Raw genomic sequence first — 17,543 nt, forward strand, 5'->3', positions numbered from 1 at the left:
TCAGCCGGCGGAGGCCAGTTGCTGGCGCAAGCCCAGCAGGAGCTCGCGTTGATTGCCGGCGGGCAGCAGGCGCAAGGCGTGATCCAGCACCGCGAGGGCGCGTTGCACGCGTCCCTGATTGGCATGCAGGATGGCGACGCGGCCAACGATTTGAGGCGCGGTGGGGAAATGCAGCACGCCCTCGTCCAACTGGGCCAACTCGCGGCGGGTTGGTGCCCGGTTCGCTTTGAGCCAGAATTCGGCGAGCAACTGGTAACATTCCGGCAGCGGCGGCGCGGCGGTGAGGGCCTGTTGCAGATGGGCGAGGATGGGGCCGGCCTCCTCGGTCGTCATTTGCGTGCCGGTCACGCGGTCGAACTCGATGCGGGCGTGGGCAAAGTGGGCGAGCGGGCGGCTGGCGCCGAGGGCGAGACCGTTGCGCAAATAAGGGTAGGCGGCGGCGGAGTCGCCCGCCTCAAACTCGATCAAACCCGCGACCAGTTGCGTGGCGGGATCCTGATCGGAGGACTGGAGCAGCGAGGCGACTTGGGCGCGGGCTTTGTTGAGGTAAAGGTCCAGCACCTGCGGTTGGTGCTTCCGCACGTGAGCCACCTGCAGCAGTTCCCACTCGGCCCGTAGCCGCGCGATTTCGGTCGGGGTGGCGCGACGCACGTCGATCTCCGGCAAGACGGCGGAGGTCAGCGCCTGCAGGGGTTTTTGCAGGGAGACAGATTCGGGCAGGTAGTCGCTGAGCAGGTCGCGGGCATCGGCGTAGCCGAAACCGAAATGCCGCCGGAACAAGGCCTCGTTCATCCCGTGCGTGGCGAGGTCGTCGACCAAAGCCCACAGCGCCTCGCGATAGCGGGGGGACTCCTGCGTATGGATCCAATGCAGGAAGAGGCGACATTGGTCCACCCAGAGCCGGGTGTCGCCCTCGGGCGGTCCGGTGAAGAGTTGCGCAAAGGGATAGAGCTCACGCGGACTCGAGTCCGACACGCGGTGCCGTTCGGCCGCTTCGACCGTGCCCAAACGCGAGATGGGATTGACCGCCAGCTCACCTTCACCCACCGCGGCTTCGGCGTAGAGGGCGGCCAGCCCATTGACCAGCCACGGCGGCAGCGGGGGCGTGCGGTGTTGCAGCAGCCAGGTGATGCGTTCCGGCGTGAAGCGGTAGGACTGACCGGTGAGCACGGCGATGTTTTCGGGGGTGACTTCGTAACCTTGGCGACGCAGTTCGCTGACCGAGTGCGTGACCAGCGAGTTGAAGGATTCGCGCAGGCCGAAGATCATGCTGCTGTCGCCTTCGGCGATTTGCAGGTTGGGCAACACATCGGCTCCGGCATCGATCAACTTTTTGCGTTGATCGGCGTCGCCGAAGAGGTCCTCCAAAAGTTCGTGGGACTGCATGCGGCTGCGCGGGAGTTCATGGATGATGCAGCGGTCGGGCTGACTGGAGTGCCAGCGGAAGCGCGCGGGGATGAACCAGTCCAGCAAGCGCTGCTGCAGCAGGTAGTTTTCCGCAAACTCGCGAGCAACATCCGGTTTGGCGGTGGTGAGCATCTCAAAGCCCTCGGCGCGCACGAAGTGCCACTTCAGCTGCTGGCCCTCATCGACGACGAAGGGCGGGAGCACGACGGTGGTTTCCTCCTCGGCCGAAAGACAGCAGACGGTGGCGAGGGTGAGCAAACCGGAGCGCAGGAGGCGATTGAAGCGGGTGGTCATGGCATCCGTTGGGCGGGCCCCAGTTGCACGTCGTAGTTGTAGAGGTTGGCGGCGAGGTAGGCGGCCACATGGTGCCAGACGTCGGTGCGCTCGGTGAGGTCGCGGGACCAGCTGGCTTCATCGATCATCCAGCGTTCGACCGATTTGTCCTGCCGGCGCAGGGCTCGGACCAGCGGACCGGAAGGGTTGTCCCCGAGGTAGGGGTTGCCCTCCTCCACGCCGAGCAACACCGCGGCGGGCAGGTGTTCGGCATCTTCGACCAAGGAGCGTTTCATGGCCTCCTCGGGCAGGTCGCGCAGGGTTTGTTGGAGGAGCAGGGGCGTCAGCGGCTGGGATTCCAACGCGCGCAGCGAACGGGCACCGGTCATGGTGCGCTGGGTGATGGCCGAGAGGATGAGATTTGGCGGCCGGTATTCGTTGGAGGCGGGGTTGTTCCCGTCTTCGTCCGTCTCATCGGGATCGAATGGATCCGACGGCGAGCCCGCGGACGAGCTCGTGCCGAAGGATTGCCCGTTGTTGAGCAGTTCCTCGCCCTGGCGGCGCAGGCCGTCGAGCAGGGCCGTGGCCATGGCCAAGGTCTCCTGCTGCTGGTTTTGCACGCGCACCCCGCGGCTCAAAAATTTAGGCGGGTAGAACGCCTCGCGCAGGCGGTTCTGGTGATTCAGCGCGACGGTCGCATCGAAGTGATCAGGCAGGAGTTGGGCGACCCGCAGACTGAGCCAACCGCCAAAACCCCAGCCGACCGTGGCCATCTTGCCAGGGCGGATGCTGTGTTCCTGGTCCAGCCACGTGAGCACGGTCTCGACGCGACTGGCGGTCAGCGCATCGGGGGCCAGCGGGAGCGGCTGGTGCGGAGACAGGGGCAGGGGGGCTTCCAACTCCAACACCAACGCGCCGGCATCGGCAAAATAGTGCGCCACCGGGTTGAAGGACGGGCGGGGGCTTTCCCAAGGTTCGTCGGAAAACAAACACACCAAGGGCGGTCGGGTCACCCGCGGCGCGTGGGGGTGGATGAGCCGGGCGCGAAAGTCTCCCGAGGGGGCGGACAACGTGACCGCCTCGACGCGATTCCGTTGGGTCCATTCCCGGGCGGGGCTTGTTCGGTAGTATTCCACCCAACTGGCGGAGTCGAGGTCGTGCAGGAAAACCCGGGCGGGCTCCTCGGCCGATTCGAAACGAACAAGCCAACGACGATGATCGGTGCTCCAGTCCAACACGACTGGACGGCGGCCGGGAAAGTCGCGGTCGAGATGCGTGGTGAGCCGACTCCAGGCCTCGCTCCGCCAGACCGGATCGGCCGGTTCGCCCGCTGTTTCGAGCAGCACGTCCTGGCCGCCGGGGCCGGGCGAGATCCGCACCGCTGGAAAAGAGTTCGGCGCAAAATCGGTCATGATCATACCGGCCAAGGCCTCACGGGTGCGCTGCTCCAGACGGCCGTAGGGCCGGGGGGCGCCATAGTCGCGGGGGTAGACGCTGTGCGCGGCGCTTTGCTGCAGGTAGGGTGCGGGCGGCTCGTCGGAACCGAGGTCGATCGTGAACAGGCTCCAGTAACCGTCGGGCAGATTGGAGGCGAAGATCAATTGATTGGGGGCCGGGCCGAAGGCGATGGCCTGGCTGCGCTGCCGGTGGGCGTCATCGAGGGCGAAGGCGAAGGACGCGGCCCAGTCGGCCGGAAGGACCCGGTCGAGCGGGGTCCACTTGCCCAGGCGACCTCCCGTATCGAGGCGAACCTTGCCGGTGAACTCCCGACCCACCCGCTCGGTGATGAGGCGCAAACGGCCGGCCGCGTCACTGAGAAATCGGGTATCGGAATGGTTGATACGCTCCCAGTCCAGGTTGCTGATCTCGCCGGTGCGGGTGTCGAGCGAGTGGGTGCGGATGTCGGCGTTGTCGAGCGCGTTGCCGGTCACCGACTCGATGATGACGGCGTGGGGCTCGGTGGGATTGGGACCGCGCAGGCGGGGAATGCGGGGCAGGCGCTCCGATGCCGAATAGTCCGTGTCGGCGCTGTCGCTGAGGGTGCGGGCCGAGACCACGGGCACCGAAAAGGTGGTTTCCATGGCCGAGGGGTCGGTGAGCACCTCCACAGCGGACTGGCCGGGGCGGACCGCGGCGATGACCCAGTCCTCAGTGGCGAAGACGAGGGTGCCATCGTGGGCCCAAACAAAATCCGTCACGCGCGGATTGGGCGGCGCACCGAGATAGGCGATGGTGCGAGCGGCCGGGTCGGCGACGGGGGTGAGCTCGATGCGGGTCGTGTGGCCAATCGTGAAGGCGGCCGCCACGAAGCGCCCGTCGGGGGAAAGCGAGGCCGTGGTGAGCTGGTCCTCGCGGAGGACGACGGGGGCTTGAGTCGGGTCAGCCTGCGCCTGCGCGACGGTGGCGGTGACCGTGCCGAAACTGGCGCAAAAGAAGCAGGTCCGGAGCAAAGGGCCGGAGAGGGTCATGGAGCGGCGGGCAAGCGGGGCGATCGGGAGTCAGTCGATCCAGGGAAGCAGCGGGGCCAGAACGGAAGTCAGTTAAAGAGGACCGGCGAGGGGGACGCGACAAAAAGTTGGATTCCCGGATGCGGCCTCACAGGTGCGCCTGTTGCGCTTGTTGCAGCCGTTGTTGGAGCTCCTCGTAGGTGGCGCGGGTGTGGTCGTTGCGGGCGTAGTTGAGGCCGTGGGCGATGAGGCGCAGCGCGCGTTCGAGGTGGCCGTGACTGGCGAGCACGATGGCGGTGCGGGTGATCACGGCCGGTTGGTCGGGAAAGTATTTCACGCCCTCGAGCAGCTGATTGAAGTCCGTCGGCGCCGGGGCGTAGTCAGCTTCCATCCAGATGCGACCCAGCAAGGCATACACTTCGGGCAGTGGCGGCCGCTGGGCGGCGGCGGCGCGGAGCAGGTGCAGGAGCGGGCCGGTGTGTTCGGTGGTGAGGAGCGCGTCGGAGGGCAGGCGGGCGCGCGCTTCATCGTAGCGCAGCTGGGCCAGCACCTGCAGCACGCGCGGTCGGGCGACCCCCTGGGCCACGGCGGCCTCGAGGTGGCGACGGGCGGCGGGGTGATCACCGGCATCGTATTCCAACAGACCGGCGGTGGCCTCGAGATCGGCGGTGTCGTCGAGTTTGGCGAGGGCGCTTTGCACGGTCGCCCGGGCCTGGCCGAGGTAGGCGTCGACCAGTTCGGGATGCTGCTCGCGCACAAAGTTGACCTCCAGCCGTTCCCATTCGGCGCGCATGCGGGCGACCTCCAAGGGCGTGGCCCGGCGAATCGAGTAGTTTGGCGCCGGCGGGATCTCGGCCAGTTCGAACACCGCGGAGGTGAGCACCGCCGAGGGGAGGAAATCGCTCAGGCGATCGCGGGCCTCCACGTAGTCGAACCCGAAGCAACGGATGAAGCTGCGCTCGGAGACGCCGGTGAGGGCGATGCGGTCGAGGTAGGCCCAGAGCGCGTCGCGGTGCGCGCCGTCGTCGCCGAAGAGCAGAAAGCGGGTGAGCAGGGTCGCCTGCTCGCGCCAGGCCAACTGGCGGGCGGGAGAAAGCTCGCTGGGATTGACGGTGAAGAAGGAGGCAAAGGGCTCGATCTCCCGGGGGTAGTCCGGGTCGAGGCGCAGCCGGTCGGCCTCGGCCGGGGTGCGCCACGCGGCCTCGCCGAAGCCGAGGGCGTCTTCGCCGAACTGAACCTGCTGGTAGAGGTTGAGGAACCCCGCGCGGAACCAGGCGGGCAGCAGGGGCGCGCGTTGATTGAGTAGGAAGGCCACCCGGTCGGCGGTGAAGACGAGGTGCAGTCGGTTCGCGTCGGCCTCCCGTTGTTTGGCGAACCAACTGACCTCGAGGTCGCGCGTGCCTTGGAGGAAATCGACGTCCTTTTCCTCGAAGTTGTGGGTGGCGAAAACCGCGGTGCGGTCGCGGTCGACCAGGCGCAGGTTGGGGGTGGTGCGGATGGGGCGGCCGCCGCCCACGACGGTGTCGTGGCGGGCGAAGAAGGCTTGTAGGGCCTCGTCGGATACGAGGTCGCCGTCGTTGTCGTCGACCAGCAGCAGCACCTGCGGGATCGGGCTCTGCCACAGGAAACGTTCCGGGATGAGCTGTCGCAGCACCGCTTCCTGTTGGTGGTAGTTGCGGGCGAACTCCTGCGCGGCCTGGTTGGAGCCGGTGGAGAGAATCTCGAGGTCCGGCGTGGCGAGGTAGGACCAGACGCGGCGCTGCACCGATTTTTCAACGAGGAAGGGCGGGAGCATGTAGACCTCTTCGTCGGCCGGCAGTGGCGGCGGGGCGGTGTCCTGGGCGGAAACCGGGTGCAAGAGGCTGAGCGCCAGCAGGCCGGCGAAGAGAGGGCGGGGCTTCATCGGGTGCGGGCTCATTTGACTTCCACCGACGTGCCAATCTGCACGTCGAAGTTGTAGAGGTTTTCGTTGAAGAAGCGGGCAACCTGCAGCCAGACCTCGGGACGTTGGTCGAGCGGGCGACTCCAGGCGTGCACGGGAATCTCCCAATATTCCGGAGGGTTGCGCACGCGGTCGAGCGCGCGGCGCAGGGCGACGGCGTCTTCGGTGGGGGCGTGCGGGTTGAGCGTTTCCTGACAGATGAGCACCTCGGCCTGCAGTTGGTCGATGTGGGTGAGCACGGAGAGGTCCTCGCCCCGGGCCTGGGCGGGTTCAAAATACCACGCGGCAAAGGCGGCGCGGGCGTCGACCGGGGTGGCCTCCACCGCATCCCGCATGCGTTGGGCAGCGTCCAGTCGTCGTTTGTTGGCCCAGAAAACATCATTCATACCGGAGTCTTCCCCTTCGCTGGCGGACTCGGTGTCGAAATCAAAGCTGGTGAGCCCAAAGTCGTCGTTGGAGGGCATGCGTTCGGTGGCGCCGGATTGGGCGAGTTCGGCGGAAAGGTCATTGCCGCTGCCGGCGGAGTTGCGCGGGTCCTCCTCTTCGGCGGAGTCGAGCAGACTCTCAACGGATGCCTTGATTTCGTCGAACATCGCCATGGCGTTTTGGGCGCGTTCGAGGTTCTCGTTGCGCTGCCCCGGGAGTTCCCGGTCAGGCGACGCACGAAGGAGTGGGGAGAGATCGTTGAAGCCGTTGAGGGACACGACGCAACGCACCCGATCGGGCAGAATCTCTGCGGTGCGCAAGGCCAGCCAGGCTCCATAGCCGACGCCGATGGTCGCGACCCGGCGGCGGTCAAAGCCGTAGTCGCTGGCCAGCGCATCCAGCGCCGCGGCAGTATCCTGCGCGGCCATCAGGTCGGGAGCTTCCCGCGCCCCGAGGAGTTTGTTGCGCCCGAGGCCGGCACTGCCGCGATAGTGGAGTTGGAGCACGGCGCAGCCGAACTCGGCCAGCATCTGCACCGCGCCGGAGTAGGCGCGCGGGGCGGTCTGCCAGGGGCCGTCGGCGAAGTAGATGACCAACGGGGGTTTTTTGAGCAGCGGGTCGCGCGGCTGGGTGAGAAGTCCGGTGATGGGTTCGCCGTCGGGCGCGGTGGCGGCGAAGGGAATGGTGGGATGAAGGTCCGCCGGGGCGAGCTGCGGCGCGATGCGGATTTGTTCCACCCAGCGTCCGAGCGGGCGGTCGTAGAGGAAAAAGCGCCCGGGGTCGCCGGGAGATTCAACGCGCACGAGGAAGCGTTCGCGCGTGTCGTTCCATTCCTCGAGCAGCACCCGGCGGCGCGGAAACTGGGCGCTCGCCTCGGCCTGGACGGCGCTGAGCTCGTCCTCCAACCACATCCGGCCGGTGGCAAACGAGGCCGTGCGCACGCCGACGATGCGTTGATCGGTGCGGTCGCGGACCAAGGGATCGCGGGGCGGGGCGGGTTGGAAGTCGGTGTAATACATCGCCGCGATCTCGGCGCGCATGTAGCGTTCACTGCGGCCGATGGCGCGGGGAGCGATTTCTCCAACCGGATCGACCAGGTCCATATCCGCGGCGCCGACGCTGAAGGCCGCCGGCTCGCCGGTGCGCAGGTCGACCGAGCGCACGCCAAAGGTGTCGGAATCGAGGTTGGTCGCGTAGAGCAGGACGTTGGGGTCGGCGGGGGAGAAGCACAGGGGAATGCTGCGGCGCGACCAGAGGTCGGCCACGGGGGCTTCGAAGGAGGCGGCGAGTTCGGCGGGCAAAACGTCGTCGAGATTGCGCCAGCGATTGGGGCGGCCGTTGGTATCCAAAACCCGGACACGCCACTCGTAGGGGAAGTTGGTGCGGTCTTCCTGCAGACGGACGTGGCCGGCCTGGTCGGAGAGCAGGCGGACGGCCGGTCGCGTGATCCGGGTTTCATCGAGGAACTCCCACTCGCCGGTGCGGACGTCGAGGCGCAAGGTTTGGTAAAGGGCGTTGCGCAGGTTGCTCCCCACCACGGACTCGAGCAGCAGGCTGTCAGGTCGACTCGGATCGACGCCATAAACGCGGGCGGGTCGGTCCATTTCGAAGCGGTTGTAGGGATCGACCGCGCGGCCCTCGGTGATCGTGTAGGTGTCGGTGAGGCGCGCCTGGAGGATGCGCGGGGAGATGAGCTTGCGGGAGCGTTGGGCATCGAAGTCCACCGCGGCCACGACCCAGTCTTCGGTGGTGAAGACGAGTTGACGTGGTGAGGTCCAGCGCAGGGAGAGCACCTCCGCGGTGGCCATGTCGCCAAGTTGCACACGATGCACCTCGGCCGGCCGATCGAGGTCGCGGATGTCGATGCGGGTGTAAGGCCCTTCGGTGACGGTGTAGGCGAGCAGGCGGCCGTCGCGCGAGAGGCTGGCGAGTTGGGTGCGGAAGGGCGCGAGTTTGAGCGCGAGCGCGTCGGCGTTGGCGACGGGTCGACCCTCAAACTGGAGGTGCGGAATGAGGGCCTGCAGGTCGGCGGAGGTGATCAGCGGTCGTTGCTGCGCATGCAGCACGGAGGACAGGAGCAGGAGGCCGGCGGCGACCGGCCGAAGGAGGGAGGGGGAAAGCATGGCGGGTAGGGGCGGAGGGGTAGCGCCGCGTTTCCGCTGTGGACTAGGGGGGGCGGTAGCTTGTTCCGCCTTTTTGGGTGGAGCGGTTACCGGGGGCCGAGCGCGGCGGTGATCTGGGCGTGAAGGGTATCGAGGAACTGGGCCGTCTTGGCATCGCGGACGCGGGCGCGGGCGTAGCCGATGATCTGCAGGGCGGAGGCCGGCTGGCCGCGCTGTGCCTGGAGGATGGCCATGTTGGCGACCAGGGTGGGCCACTGCGGGAAGGCACGGGTGCCGGCGGCCAAGGCGGCGAGGTCATCGGCGTCCGGCGTGGCATCGGTGTTGAGCCACAATTCGACCAGTTGGAGGTAGGTTTCCGCGATGGGAGGATCGGTTTGCACGGCGGCGTCCAGCAGCACGGTCACGGCACCGATCGCTTCGGCGGGAATGGTGGCGGGTTGCGGGTAGCGGGCGCGCAGTTCGCGGAAGCGCAGGTTGGCCAGTGCCTGCAGGACGCGGGGTCGGCGGATGCCGGCGGCGACGGCGGCTTCAAGCTCGGTGCGGGCGGAGGCAAAATTGTCGGCCTCGTATTCGATGAGGCCGGCGAGTGCCTTCAGCTCCGGTGTGTCGGCGTTTTGGCGGGCGCGGTGCACGGTGCCGCGGGCGCGATTGAGGTAGAGCTCGACGAGGGACGGCACGTGCTGGCGGACGTAGGCGGTCTCGAGGCGTTCCCATTCGCCTTTGATGCGGGCGACCTCGGCGGGATCGGCGCGGCGCGTGACGATCTCGGGCGGGACAAATTTCTCCGACGGGGCGAGCTCGAAGGTTTCGCTGACGGCGACATTCAGGTAGTCGCTCAAGCGGTCGCGGGCTTCGGCGAGGCCAAAGCCGAAGTGGCGTTGGAAGAGTTTGTCGGAAACCGCTTGGACTTCGAGTCGGTCGACAAAGGACCACAGGGCCTCGCGGTGTTTGCCCTCGTCGGCGAACAGGGCCCAGCGGACGAAAAGTTCACTTTGGCGTTCCCAGACGGCGCGGCGCGCGGGAGCGGCTGGCGGCGGCGCGGAGAGCAGGTCGGGCAGCACCATCATCTCGCGCGGATAGTCGGCATCGCGGCGGAGCAGTCCGGACACATCCGACGATTCCCACACCAAGGTGGCGACCTGAATGTCGTCGTCGCTGAAGAAGCAATTGCGGTAGACTCGCGTCATGCCGGCGATGAACCAGGCGGGCAGGGCCGGGGTGCGGCGACTGAGCAGTTCCTCCAGGCGCGATGCGGTGAAGTGAAAGCCGGGGGTATCCCGTCCGCCGCTCCGGGAACCGGGGCGCAGGACGCGCATGGCAAAGGAGTCGTTGGTGGTATCGCGCTCGGGTTCGTCCTGAAAGGCGAAGACCGCGCTGCTGTCGTGGCCGCTGATGCGCAGGTTGGGCAGAAACTTGGTGTTCGTTTTGGCGGCCGCCTCGCCGCGCTTCTGGTTCTCGGTCTTGAAGCGATTGATGGCCTCCTGCATCGCGGCGTCGGTTTCCTGGCGGCGACTGTCGGTGCCGACCACCAGGTGCTGCGTGGGGAGGAAGGGTTTCCACTGGTAGCGTTCCGGCACGAGCAGGCGGACCAAGGCCAGTTGTTGGTAATACTGGCGGGCGTAGCCGCGGGCGAACTCCGTGTCGTTGGTCGTGAGCAGCTCGAAGTCCGGGCCGGTGGCGAGATACCAACGTTGTTCGCGGGTGGAGGACTCCACGAAAAAAGGCGGCAGGGAGACGGCGTCGGACTCCGGGGCGGTCTCGGCGGCGGGCAGCGTGAACGGCGCGGCCAGGGAAAGAAGAGTCAGGCCGCGGCGGGCCAGTGAGGGGATGCGGATCATTCTTTTACCTCCTTAACGGTGCCGATCTGCACGTCGAAGTTGACCAAGGTTTCATTGAGAAAAGCGGCGACGCGCAGCCAGACCTCGCTGCGATCGGCCAAGGGGCGCCCCCAGGGCGAGGCGGGCATGATCCAGACGTCGGCCGGGTTTTGCACCCGTTCCAGCGCGGAGGCGATGCGACGCGTGTCGTCGACGGGCCGGTTCTCGCGGTCGGGCGAGGCACAGAGGAAGACCGCGCTTTGCAGGTCCGCGATGTGTTCAGTCACTGAATACGCGGGATCCTTGGCCGCGTCGCGGCCGAAGAACCAGCGGGCGAAACCGACTTGCAGCGATGCGGGGGTGAGCTCCTCGGCCCGGTCCATGCGCTGGGCGACGGCGAGGCGTGAGGCGAACGGACTGGATTCGCTCACGGTGGAGGGCGTTTCAAACTCATCGCTGCGGGGCGTCGCGGAGAACGAGCGTGCGTCGGTGGGCTCGGTGCTGCCGGCGCCGGAGGTGACGGCGGCGAGGCGGTCGAGGTCGGAACGAACCGCGTCGAAATACTGCATGATGTTGTTGGCGCGTTCGAGGCCGCGGCTGGCCGTCTCGAGGCGCTCGCGCGGCGGCGGCGCGGTGAAGAGGTAATCGAGGTCGTCGAAGCCGTTGAGGGAAGCGACGGCCCGAATGCGGCCGCTGCGCAGCTCGGCTACGCGCAGCGCGAGCCAGCCACCGTAGCCGACACCGATGAGCCCGACGCGGTTGGGATTGAAGGGTTGGCGGCCCTCGAGCCAGGCGAGGGCACGATCGAGTTCGCGGGTGGTGCCTTCGGCGGGTTGGTCGCGGTTCCGCAGCAGGGCCGCGGTGCCGCGACCGGCGACGTTTTGCGGCTCGAACTCGAGCACGACGCAGCCGAACTCGGCCAACATCTGCGCGGGGGCGGAGCGGGCGTGGTGAGGTTGTTGCCAGGGGCCGTCGGGGAGGAAGCAGACCAGCGGCGGGCGTTTGCCAAGTGGCATGCGCGGCAGGGTGAGCCGTCCGCGCAAGGGCGTGGGGTGGTCGGCATCGGCGGGCAGGACAAAGGTCTCGACGACATGGCGCTCGTCCTCGCGGTCGATGGCATCGCGGCGGAAGAGCTCGACCCAGGCGTCGTCGGCGGTGCGGTAAAGGTAGTAGCGGCCGGTGGAGGCTTCGGTGGAGACGTTGACGAGGAAGCGTTGGCGGCGGTCGTCCCAGTCGAGGATCTGCACGGCGCGGCCGGGGTGATCGGCCTCAAGCTGAACTTGCAGGTCGGCGAGGGTGGGATCGAGCCAGTGGGCGCCGGCCGCCAGCACGGGGGTGCGCACGCCGACGAGGAAACTTGGATCGGCCCGGTCAAACACGAGCGGGTTGGGCGGCGGCTTGGCGCTGAAGTCGGTGTAGTAGACGGCGGGGTTGTTGCGGCGTTGGTTGCGCTCGTGCAGGCCCAGCAGGCGCGGGGCGAAATCGGCGACCGGGGGGGCGAGGTCGACCGCGGGATGATCAATTTCCAGAGCGGCGGGAGACCCGGTGGCAAAGTCCCAGGCGCGGATGCCGTAGGTGTCCTGGCCGAGGTTGGTGGCGAAAAACAGCAGGCGGGAATCGGCGCCGAAACCGAGGGGCACCGCGCGATCGGTCCACAGGCGTTTGGCATCGACCGAGAAGGCGTCGGCCAGTGTGTCGGGCAGGACGCTGCGCAGGGAGCGCCAGCCGCGCAGGTCGCCGTCGTCGTCGGTGGCGCGCACGCGCCAGGACATGGGCAGGTTGGTGCGGTCGAGCAGGAGGCGATACCGGCCCTGGGCATCGGTCCACATGCGATTGGCGGGTTCGGTGATGCGCACGGTGTCGATGCGTTTCCACTCGCCGGTCACGAGGTTGAGACGGGCGGTGGTGGCGATGGCGTTGCGCAGGTGCGTGCCCACAACGCCCTCGACGATCACCTCGTCGTCGGCATCCGGCGCCAGGCGGAGCAGGCGCGGGGGGCGCGCGTAGGTTTCGAGCCCCAGCGGGTTGTCGCGGCTGTCGGCGTCGTAATCATCGCCAATGCGGGCGGAGAAACGGTCGGGATCGAGCACGATGCGGGCGGAGCCGTCGGCGAGGGAGAGGGTGACGATGGCCCAATCTTCGGTGGCGAGCACGAGGCGATCGGACGAGGTCCAGTGCAGGGCGTGGATCTGGGCGCCGCGAATGTCGCCGAGGAAGATGGACTGTTTCTCGTAGGGCGCGTCCGTGGCCACGACGTCCACCCGGGTCTGGCCGCCGGCGTTGACGGTGAAGGCGAGGTGGCGGCCGTCGCGCGACAGGGTCGCGAACACGGAACGCGGCGGGGCGATCTGTTTGATCAAAGCCTCGGCGTTGGCCACGGGCAGGCGATTGAGATCGATCTGGGGCAGCTGAGCCGCGAGGGCTTCGGCGCTGGCCTGAATCGATGGTTGGGCGACTGCGGGCAGAGCCAGCAGGAGGGCGGCAAAGAGCCGGGAAACGGGAGGAAGACTCACAGGGGCAGAAAGACAGGTCGGGTTCGGGGCAAGCTGGCGCGGGGATTAGCTCCCCGCAAACCAATCGGCCAATCGGCGCCAAACCGAGTTGGAAGGCCAGAGGAGAATGATCCACACAACGATCGCATTGATGTAGCTCAAGAACACCGCGGCGCTGCCCATGTCCTTCACCCGTTTGGCGAGCGGATGGATTTCCGGGCGCAGGTAGTCGATGGTCCACTCGATGGCCGAGTTGAGCAGCTCGACGATCATGATAAGGACCAGCACCGCGATCATGAGGGCGGTCGACACCGCGTTGACCGGCAGGATGACCGCAAAGGGCACCAACAGGATGACGAACAACAGGTCCTCGCGGAAGGACGGTTCGTGCTTTACGGCGGCGGCGAAGCCCTCGACCGAATAACGGATCGAGGCGAAAAAGTTCCGCAGGTCGCGGGTCTTGTTTTCGATGTCGCCCCCGGCGGCGGCGGTCGGGGCGGCCGGGGCCGGTTCCGGCGCTGAGGGATTGCCGGCGGGGGAGGATGCTGGGTCGGGGGACGCGCTCACGAGCGCGGCATCGTGGGCGGTAAGCCCGCGAGGCGAAAGCCTTATCGACGGGCCGCGCCCCGCACGTTCACCGCGACCGCTCGCTACCCAAGCATCAACGCCATGTTCGTATGACGAACCTTGCGCCCTGCGAAACCGACTGGGGGCGATGGGCGGCCGGTCAGGCCGCGAAGGAGATACGGCGGGCGGGGCGGCGCATGCCGATGACATTGCAGGTGAAGTCGATCAGCTCTTCGCGGTAGCCGCAGAACTCGAGGACGCGCGAGAGGAAGCGGCGCTTGGTCGGCGTGTCGATGTTCATGATGGCCCAGAAGGGGGTGCCGGGAATCTGGCGGGCCTGATTGTGGCGGCACTGCGCGATGATGTCCTCGCGGCTCATGCTCAGGTAGCGGCGCCCGCGGTTGAGCGATTCGATGTATTCGCGGAAATCGGCGGGGTGCTGCTCGGCGACCCAGCCGAGGATGGCGAGGTATTTGTCGGCGTCGGTGAACTTGCTGCGAAATTCCGGGCTGAGCAGGTAACCGGTGAGCGGGTCCTCCTGCGTGGCCGAGCAGACCGGCAGGTGCAGGAGTGACGCGAGAACGTCGTTGGGACTCTGGTTGAAATCGGTGGTGAGGCGCTTGAGGGCCTCGTAAACGTCGTCGGTGACCTCGATCTGCTTCATGGTGGGTCCACAGGTTGGACCGGTGTGCCGGAGCGGCGACCACTCTGCGACGAACCGGTCTATTATTGCGACGAACCGGTTTCTCGCTGCGATGAACCCGCCGGCCGGGCGGGGGAGTTTGTCACGTCGGACGTGACAAGTTGGGGGCGGGCGGCTGGTTCAGGCCGAAGTCGGTGAAGTCGTTGAGCACGTCTTCGTAGCGTTTGTCCTGCTTGTAGATCTGCAGGATGCGGGCGTGTTGCACGTCGTCAGTCGGGAAGATCCGCGCCGGTTCGCCGGGGAGGAATATCCCGGTGTAGGCCCGGCGGCGGTCGACGATGCGGCGAATTACGATCATGACTGCGCCATGAAAATCCCAATTCTCGAAATCCCAAACCCCAACGAGTGAAAGTTGTCCCCGCTGCTTGGGTTGGGATTTGGGGTTTGTGCGGTTGGGAGTTCCGGCGCCTTCGCGCCGGTCTCAGTGCCAGGCGTAGTTGAAGGAGATGGAGATGCGCTCTTCCGAGACTTGGTTGGCCGGGACCTCGTGGCGCAACCAGCTCTCGAAGAGCACGACGTTGCCGGCCTCGGCGGGGTAGGTGACGAAGGCTTCGTGCTCGGGCTTGCACTTGGTCTTGCGCGGCGGCGCGGCCATGAAGCGGTCGAGGCGCGGGTCTTCGAATTTGATGCCCGGGCAGCCGGGCGGGGTCTGCACGTAGTAGGTGCCGCTGATGAAGGACAGGGGGTGAATGTGCAGGCCGTGGCTGGTGCCCGGGGGCATCATGTTCACCCAGCAGTCGGTCATGTAGACCTCACGGCCACGCAGGTCGAACTCGAGCAGCTTGGCGTAGGCTTTGACGTGTTTGGCGATCTTTCGCTCGAGTCCCTCGAAGGTGCTGGAGAAGCGGTGCAGCTCGTTCATCGAGGCGTAGCTCGTGTAGCCGCCGGGGTAGTTGGATTCCGACCACTTGCGCCCGGCGACATCGAAGGCGCGCAACTGGTCGCACTCGGTCACGAGCTCGGCGTTGAGTTTGTCGAGTCCCTTGGGCTGAAGGGACTCGCAATACACGTAGGTCGGGAAGTGCAGATTCGCGGGCATGGCCTTCTAGAAAGCTGAAAAGCGGAAATGCGGAAACGCTGAAATGACTGTGCCGCCTCAGTGCACGCCGCCCATCAGGCGCTTCACCCACGGGACGAGGGCGAGCAGCACGACGGTCGCGCCGCCGACGAAGAGGGCCTGGGTGAGGAAGAAGTCGGGCAGGCTGGCGAGGTCGTTTTCGTCGAAGCCGCTGGCGAGCAGGCCGGCGAGTTTGTTGCCCAGTGCGGCGGCGAGGAACCAGATGCCCATCACGAGGCCGGTGAGGCGGGCGGGGGCGAGTTTGGTCATGGTGCTGAGGCCGACCGGGCTCAGGCACATCTCGCCGGCGGTTTGGAGGAAGAACAGGCCGAGCAACCAGGCCGGGCTCACGAGGCCTTCCGCCGCGAGCTTGGCGGCGGGGATCATCCAGATGAAGGACAGGCCGACGAGGAGGAGGCCGAAGACAAACTTCATCGGGCTGCTGGGACCGCCCTTGCCGAGCTTGATCCAGAGCCAGGCGAAGAAGGGCGCCATGAGGATGACCCAGATCGAGTTGACCGATTGCCACCACGTGGAGGGGTATTCGAAGCCCAGCACCTGATTGCGCGTGAGACGATCGGCGAAGAGCTGCACGGAGGAACCGGCTTGCTCGAAGATGGCCCAGAATACCTGGGCGGCGATGAAGAGCACGAGAATGGCGGCCATGCGCCGGCTCTCATCGGAGGGGCGAAAGGCGAAGAACAACACCGCGCCGATTTGCGCGGCGAAGAGCACGTAGACGATCGCGGTGTAGGTCTCGGCCAAGACCATGAGCACGATGAGCGCGGCCGAACCGATTGCGACCAGACCGAGTTTGCCCCAGGGGCGACTGCCATCGGCCTCGCGCGACGGCGCCTGGCCGACGTGGGCGAGCGTGCCGGCGCGTCGCAGGTAGGAGATGAGGCCGAAGGTCATGCCGACGCCGGCCGCACCGAAGGCCCAGTGCCAACTGCCGTGTGGGTTCATGCCCCAGCTTTCCAACATGCCGCGGAAGGTGTCGGACTGCGCCAGCCAACCGCAAACGAGGGCGGAGGTGAGGGCACCGATATTGATGCCCATGTAGAAGATCGAGAAGCCGGCATCGCGGCGGGCGTCCTCGGGTGAATAAAGGCTGCCCACCATGGTGGAGATGTTGGGCTTGAGCAGCCCCGTGCCCACCGCGACCAGGAAGAGACCGATGAAGAAGGTCGTCTCGGACGGCAGCGCCATCGAGTAGTGGCCGCTCGCGATGATGATGCCGCCGATGAGCACGGCGCGGCGCGCGCCGATAAAATTGTCGGCGATGAAGCCGCCGAGTATGCCGAGCAAATACACGCTCATCGTGTAAGTGCCGTAGATGTTGGCGGCTTTTTCGGTCGAGAATCCCAGGCCACCCTCGGTGATCGCGAGGGTCATGAACAGCACGAGCAAGGCGCGCATGCCGTAGTAGGAAAAACGCTCCCACATTTCGGTGAAGAAGAGCGTGGAGAGGCCGCGAGGGTGGCCGCCGATGCCGCCGCGATCGTTGGTGGAGTCGGCGGCGACGGGGGAGGAAGTGGGTTCAGTCATGCAGTCGGGTGTGTGACCGCAGCGAAACAAACCCCTCTGGGGATGCGACGCAGAAATTTGGCGCGCCGCGGGCCGGAGGCCTACTTGAGCGCGTCGCGAGCGGCTGCGAGCAGGTCGGCGGGTTCGACGCGTTTGGTGTAGTCGTGATCGAAGAACGCGTAGGTCACGCTGCCGCCACGATCGAAGACAAAGGCCGCCGGCACCGGCAGCCAATGGTGATCCGGATTGTCCGGAATCGGTGCGATATCGATGCCGTATTCCCGATACTTTTTCTCCAGATCCGGCGGCATCTGGTAGGCCAGGCCAAAGGAGGATGAGACCACCATATTGCGGTCGGAGAGGAGGATGCGCGAAGCAGGAGGCGGATTGTCCTTGAGGGCCTGGGCGAGGGTCTCCGGACGTTCCGGGCTGATCGCGATCACCTGAAAGCCGAGGGCGTCGAGCTCCGGTTCGATGGTGGCCAGCTCGCCGAGGTGGGTGTTGCAGTAGGGACACCAGCCGCCGCGGTAGAAAATGAGCACGGTGGGCTTGGCCATGACGAGGTCGCGGAGATCGACGGCCTTGCCCTCGAGGTCGAGCAGCTCGGCTGACATCATCTCGGTGCCGACGCCAACGGGGCGGGTGTTTTCCGCACCCATGGGCAATGGGGCGGCGAAGGCGTGACTCACGAGCAGGGTCGCAGCGGTGAGGGCGAGGCAAACGGGACGGGGAAGGAAGGTCATGGCGGGTCGGAGCCGGCGC

At 66.7% G+C, this 17,543-nt stretch carries 12 protein-coding genes; all 12 read right to left on the reverse strand.

Features of this window, described 5'->3' with window-relative positions; translation table 11 throughout:
* The 12 genes from AC0MRV_RS05045 to AC0MRV_RS05100 all read right to left on the reverse strand — a co-directional run bounded on the left by AC0MRV_RS05045 (position 1) and on the right by AC0MRV_RS05100 (position 17,524).
* Complete coding sequence (locus tag AC0MRV_RS05045) at positions 1-1,701, reverse strand: hypothetical protein (protein ID WP_472763343.1); 1,701 nt, start codon at positions 1,699-1,701, stop codon at positions 1-3.
* Positions 1,698-4,148 (reverse strand): dienelactone hydrolase family protein, encoded by a 2,451-nt coding sequence (locus AC0MRV_RS05050; protein ID WP_472763344.1) that lies wholly within the window; start codon positions 4,146-4,148, stop codon positions 1,698-1,700. The genes AC0MRV_RS05045 and AC0MRV_RS05050 overlap by 4 nt, the downstream gene beginning before the upstream one ends.
* Before the next feature lie 127 nt (positions 4,149-4,275).
* Positions 4,276-6,030, reverse strand: a complete 1,755-nt coding sequence (locus AC0MRV_RS05055) for a hypothetical protein (RefSeq protein WP_472763345.1) — start codon at positions 6,028-6,030, stop codon at positions 4,276-4,278.
* A gap of 11 nt (positions 6,031-6,041) precedes the next feature.
* Positions 6,042-8,618, reverse strand: a complete 2,577-nt coding sequence (locus AC0MRV_RS05060) for an alpha/beta hydrolase family protein (protein ID WP_472763346.1) — start codon at positions 8,616-8,618, stop codon at positions 6,042-6,044.
* An 86-nt stretch (positions 8,619-8,704) separates the two neighbouring features.
* On the reverse strand, positions 8,705-10,456 hold the full coding sequence (locus tag AC0MRV_RS05065; protein WP_472763347.1) for a hypothetical protein: 1,752 nt from the start codon (positions 10,454-10,456) through the stop codon (positions 8,705-8,707).
* Positions 10,453-12,948 (reverse strand): alpha/beta hydrolase family protein, encoded by a 2,496-nt coding sequence (locus AC0MRV_RS05070; RefSeq protein ID WP_472763348.1) that lies wholly within the window; start codon positions 12,946-12,948, stop codon positions 10,453-10,455. Before AC0MRV_RS05070 ends, AC0MRV_RS05065 begins: the two co-directional genes overlap by 4 nt.
* A 45-nt stretch (positions 12,949-12,993) precedes the next feature.
* Positions 12,994-13,494: a diacylglycerol kinase gene (locus tag AC0MRV_RS05075; RefSeq protein ID WP_472763349.1), complete on the reverse strand. Its 501-nt coding sequence runs from the start codon at positions 13,492-13,494 to the stop codon at positions 12,994-12,996.
* 160 nt (positions 13,495-13,654) lie between these two features.
* Complete coding sequence (locus AC0MRV_RS05080; RefSeq protein ID WP_472763350.1) at positions 13,655-14,158, reverse strand: hypothetical protein; 504 nt, start codon at positions 14,156-14,158, stop codon at positions 13,655-13,657.
* A 121-nt stretch (positions 14,159-14,279) separates the two neighbouring features.
* Complete coding sequence (locus tag AC0MRV_RS05085; protein ID WP_472763351.1) at positions 14,280-14,495, reverse strand: hypothetical protein; 216 nt, start codon at positions 14,493-14,495, stop codon at positions 14,280-14,282.
* Positions 14,496-14,618: 123 nt separating this feature from the next.
* On the reverse strand, positions 14,619-15,236 hold the full coding sequence (locus AC0MRV_RS05090; RefSeq protein WP_472763352.1) for a TIGR02466 family protein: 618 nt from the start codon (positions 15,234-15,236) through the stop codon (positions 14,619-14,621).
* Positions 15,237-15,293: 57 nt separating this feature from the next.
* Positions 15,294-16,802, reverse strand: coding sequence for a peptide MFS transporter (locus AC0MRV_RS05095; protein ID WP_472763353.1), 1,509 nt, complete (start codon positions 16,800-16,802; stop codon positions 15,294-15,296).
* An 80-nt stretch (positions 16,803-16,882) separates the two neighbouring features.
* Entirely contained in the window at positions 16,883-17,524 is a 642-nt protein-coding gene (locus AC0MRV_RS05100) for a peroxiredoxin-like family protein (protein ID WP_472763354.1), read from the reverse strand.
* Between the last annotated feature and the right edge of the window lie 19 nt (positions 17,525-17,543).

It is taken from the genome of Actomonas spartinae (assembly GCF_051209155.1).
Lineage (GTDB): Bacteria > Verrucomicrobiota > Verrucomicrobiia > Opitutales > Opitutaceae > Actomonas.

Coding starts and splice junctions, on each gene's coding strand:
- AC0MRV_RS05045 (WP_472763343.1), bottom strand. CDS start 1,701: ATGACCACCCGCTTCAATCGCCTCCTGCGCTCCGGTTTGCTCACCCTC.
- AC0MRV_RS05050 (WP_472763344.1), bottom strand. CDS start 4,148: ATGACCCTCTCCGGCCCTTTGCTCCGGACCTGCTTCTTTTGCGCCAGT.
- AC0MRV_RS05055 (WP_472763345.1), bottom strand. CDS start 6,030: ATGAAGCCCCGCCCTCTCTTCGCCGGCCTGCTGGCGCTCAGCCTCTTG.
- AC0MRV_RS05060 (WP_472763346.1), bottom strand. CDS start 8,618: ATGCTTTCCCCCTCCCTCCTTCGGCCGGTCGCCGCCGGCCTCCTGCTC.
- AC0MRV_RS05065 (WP_472763347.1), bottom strand. CDS start 10,456: ATGATCCGCATCCCCTCACTGGCCCGCCGCGGCCTGACTCTTCTTTCC.
- AC0MRV_RS05080 (WP_472763350.1), bottom strand. CDS start 14,158: ATGAAGCAGATCGAGGTCACCGACGACGTTTACGAGGCCCTCAAGCGC.
- AC0MRV_RS05085 (WP_472763351.1), bottom strand. CDS start 14,495: ATGATCGTAATTCGCCGCATCGTCGACCGCCGCCGGGCCTACACCGGG.
- AC0MRV_RS05090 (WP_472763352.1), bottom strand. CDS start 15,236: ATGCCCGCGAATCTGCACTTCCCGACCTACGTGTATTGCGAGTCCCTT.
- AC0MRV_RS05095 (WP_472763353.1), bottom strand. CDS start 16,802: ATGACTGAACCCACTTCCTCCCCCGTCGCCGCCGACTCCACCAACGAT.
- AC0MRV_RS05100 (WP_472763354.1), bottom strand. CDS start 17,524: ATGACCTTCCTTCCCCGTCCCGTTTGCCTCGCCCTCACCGCTGCGACC.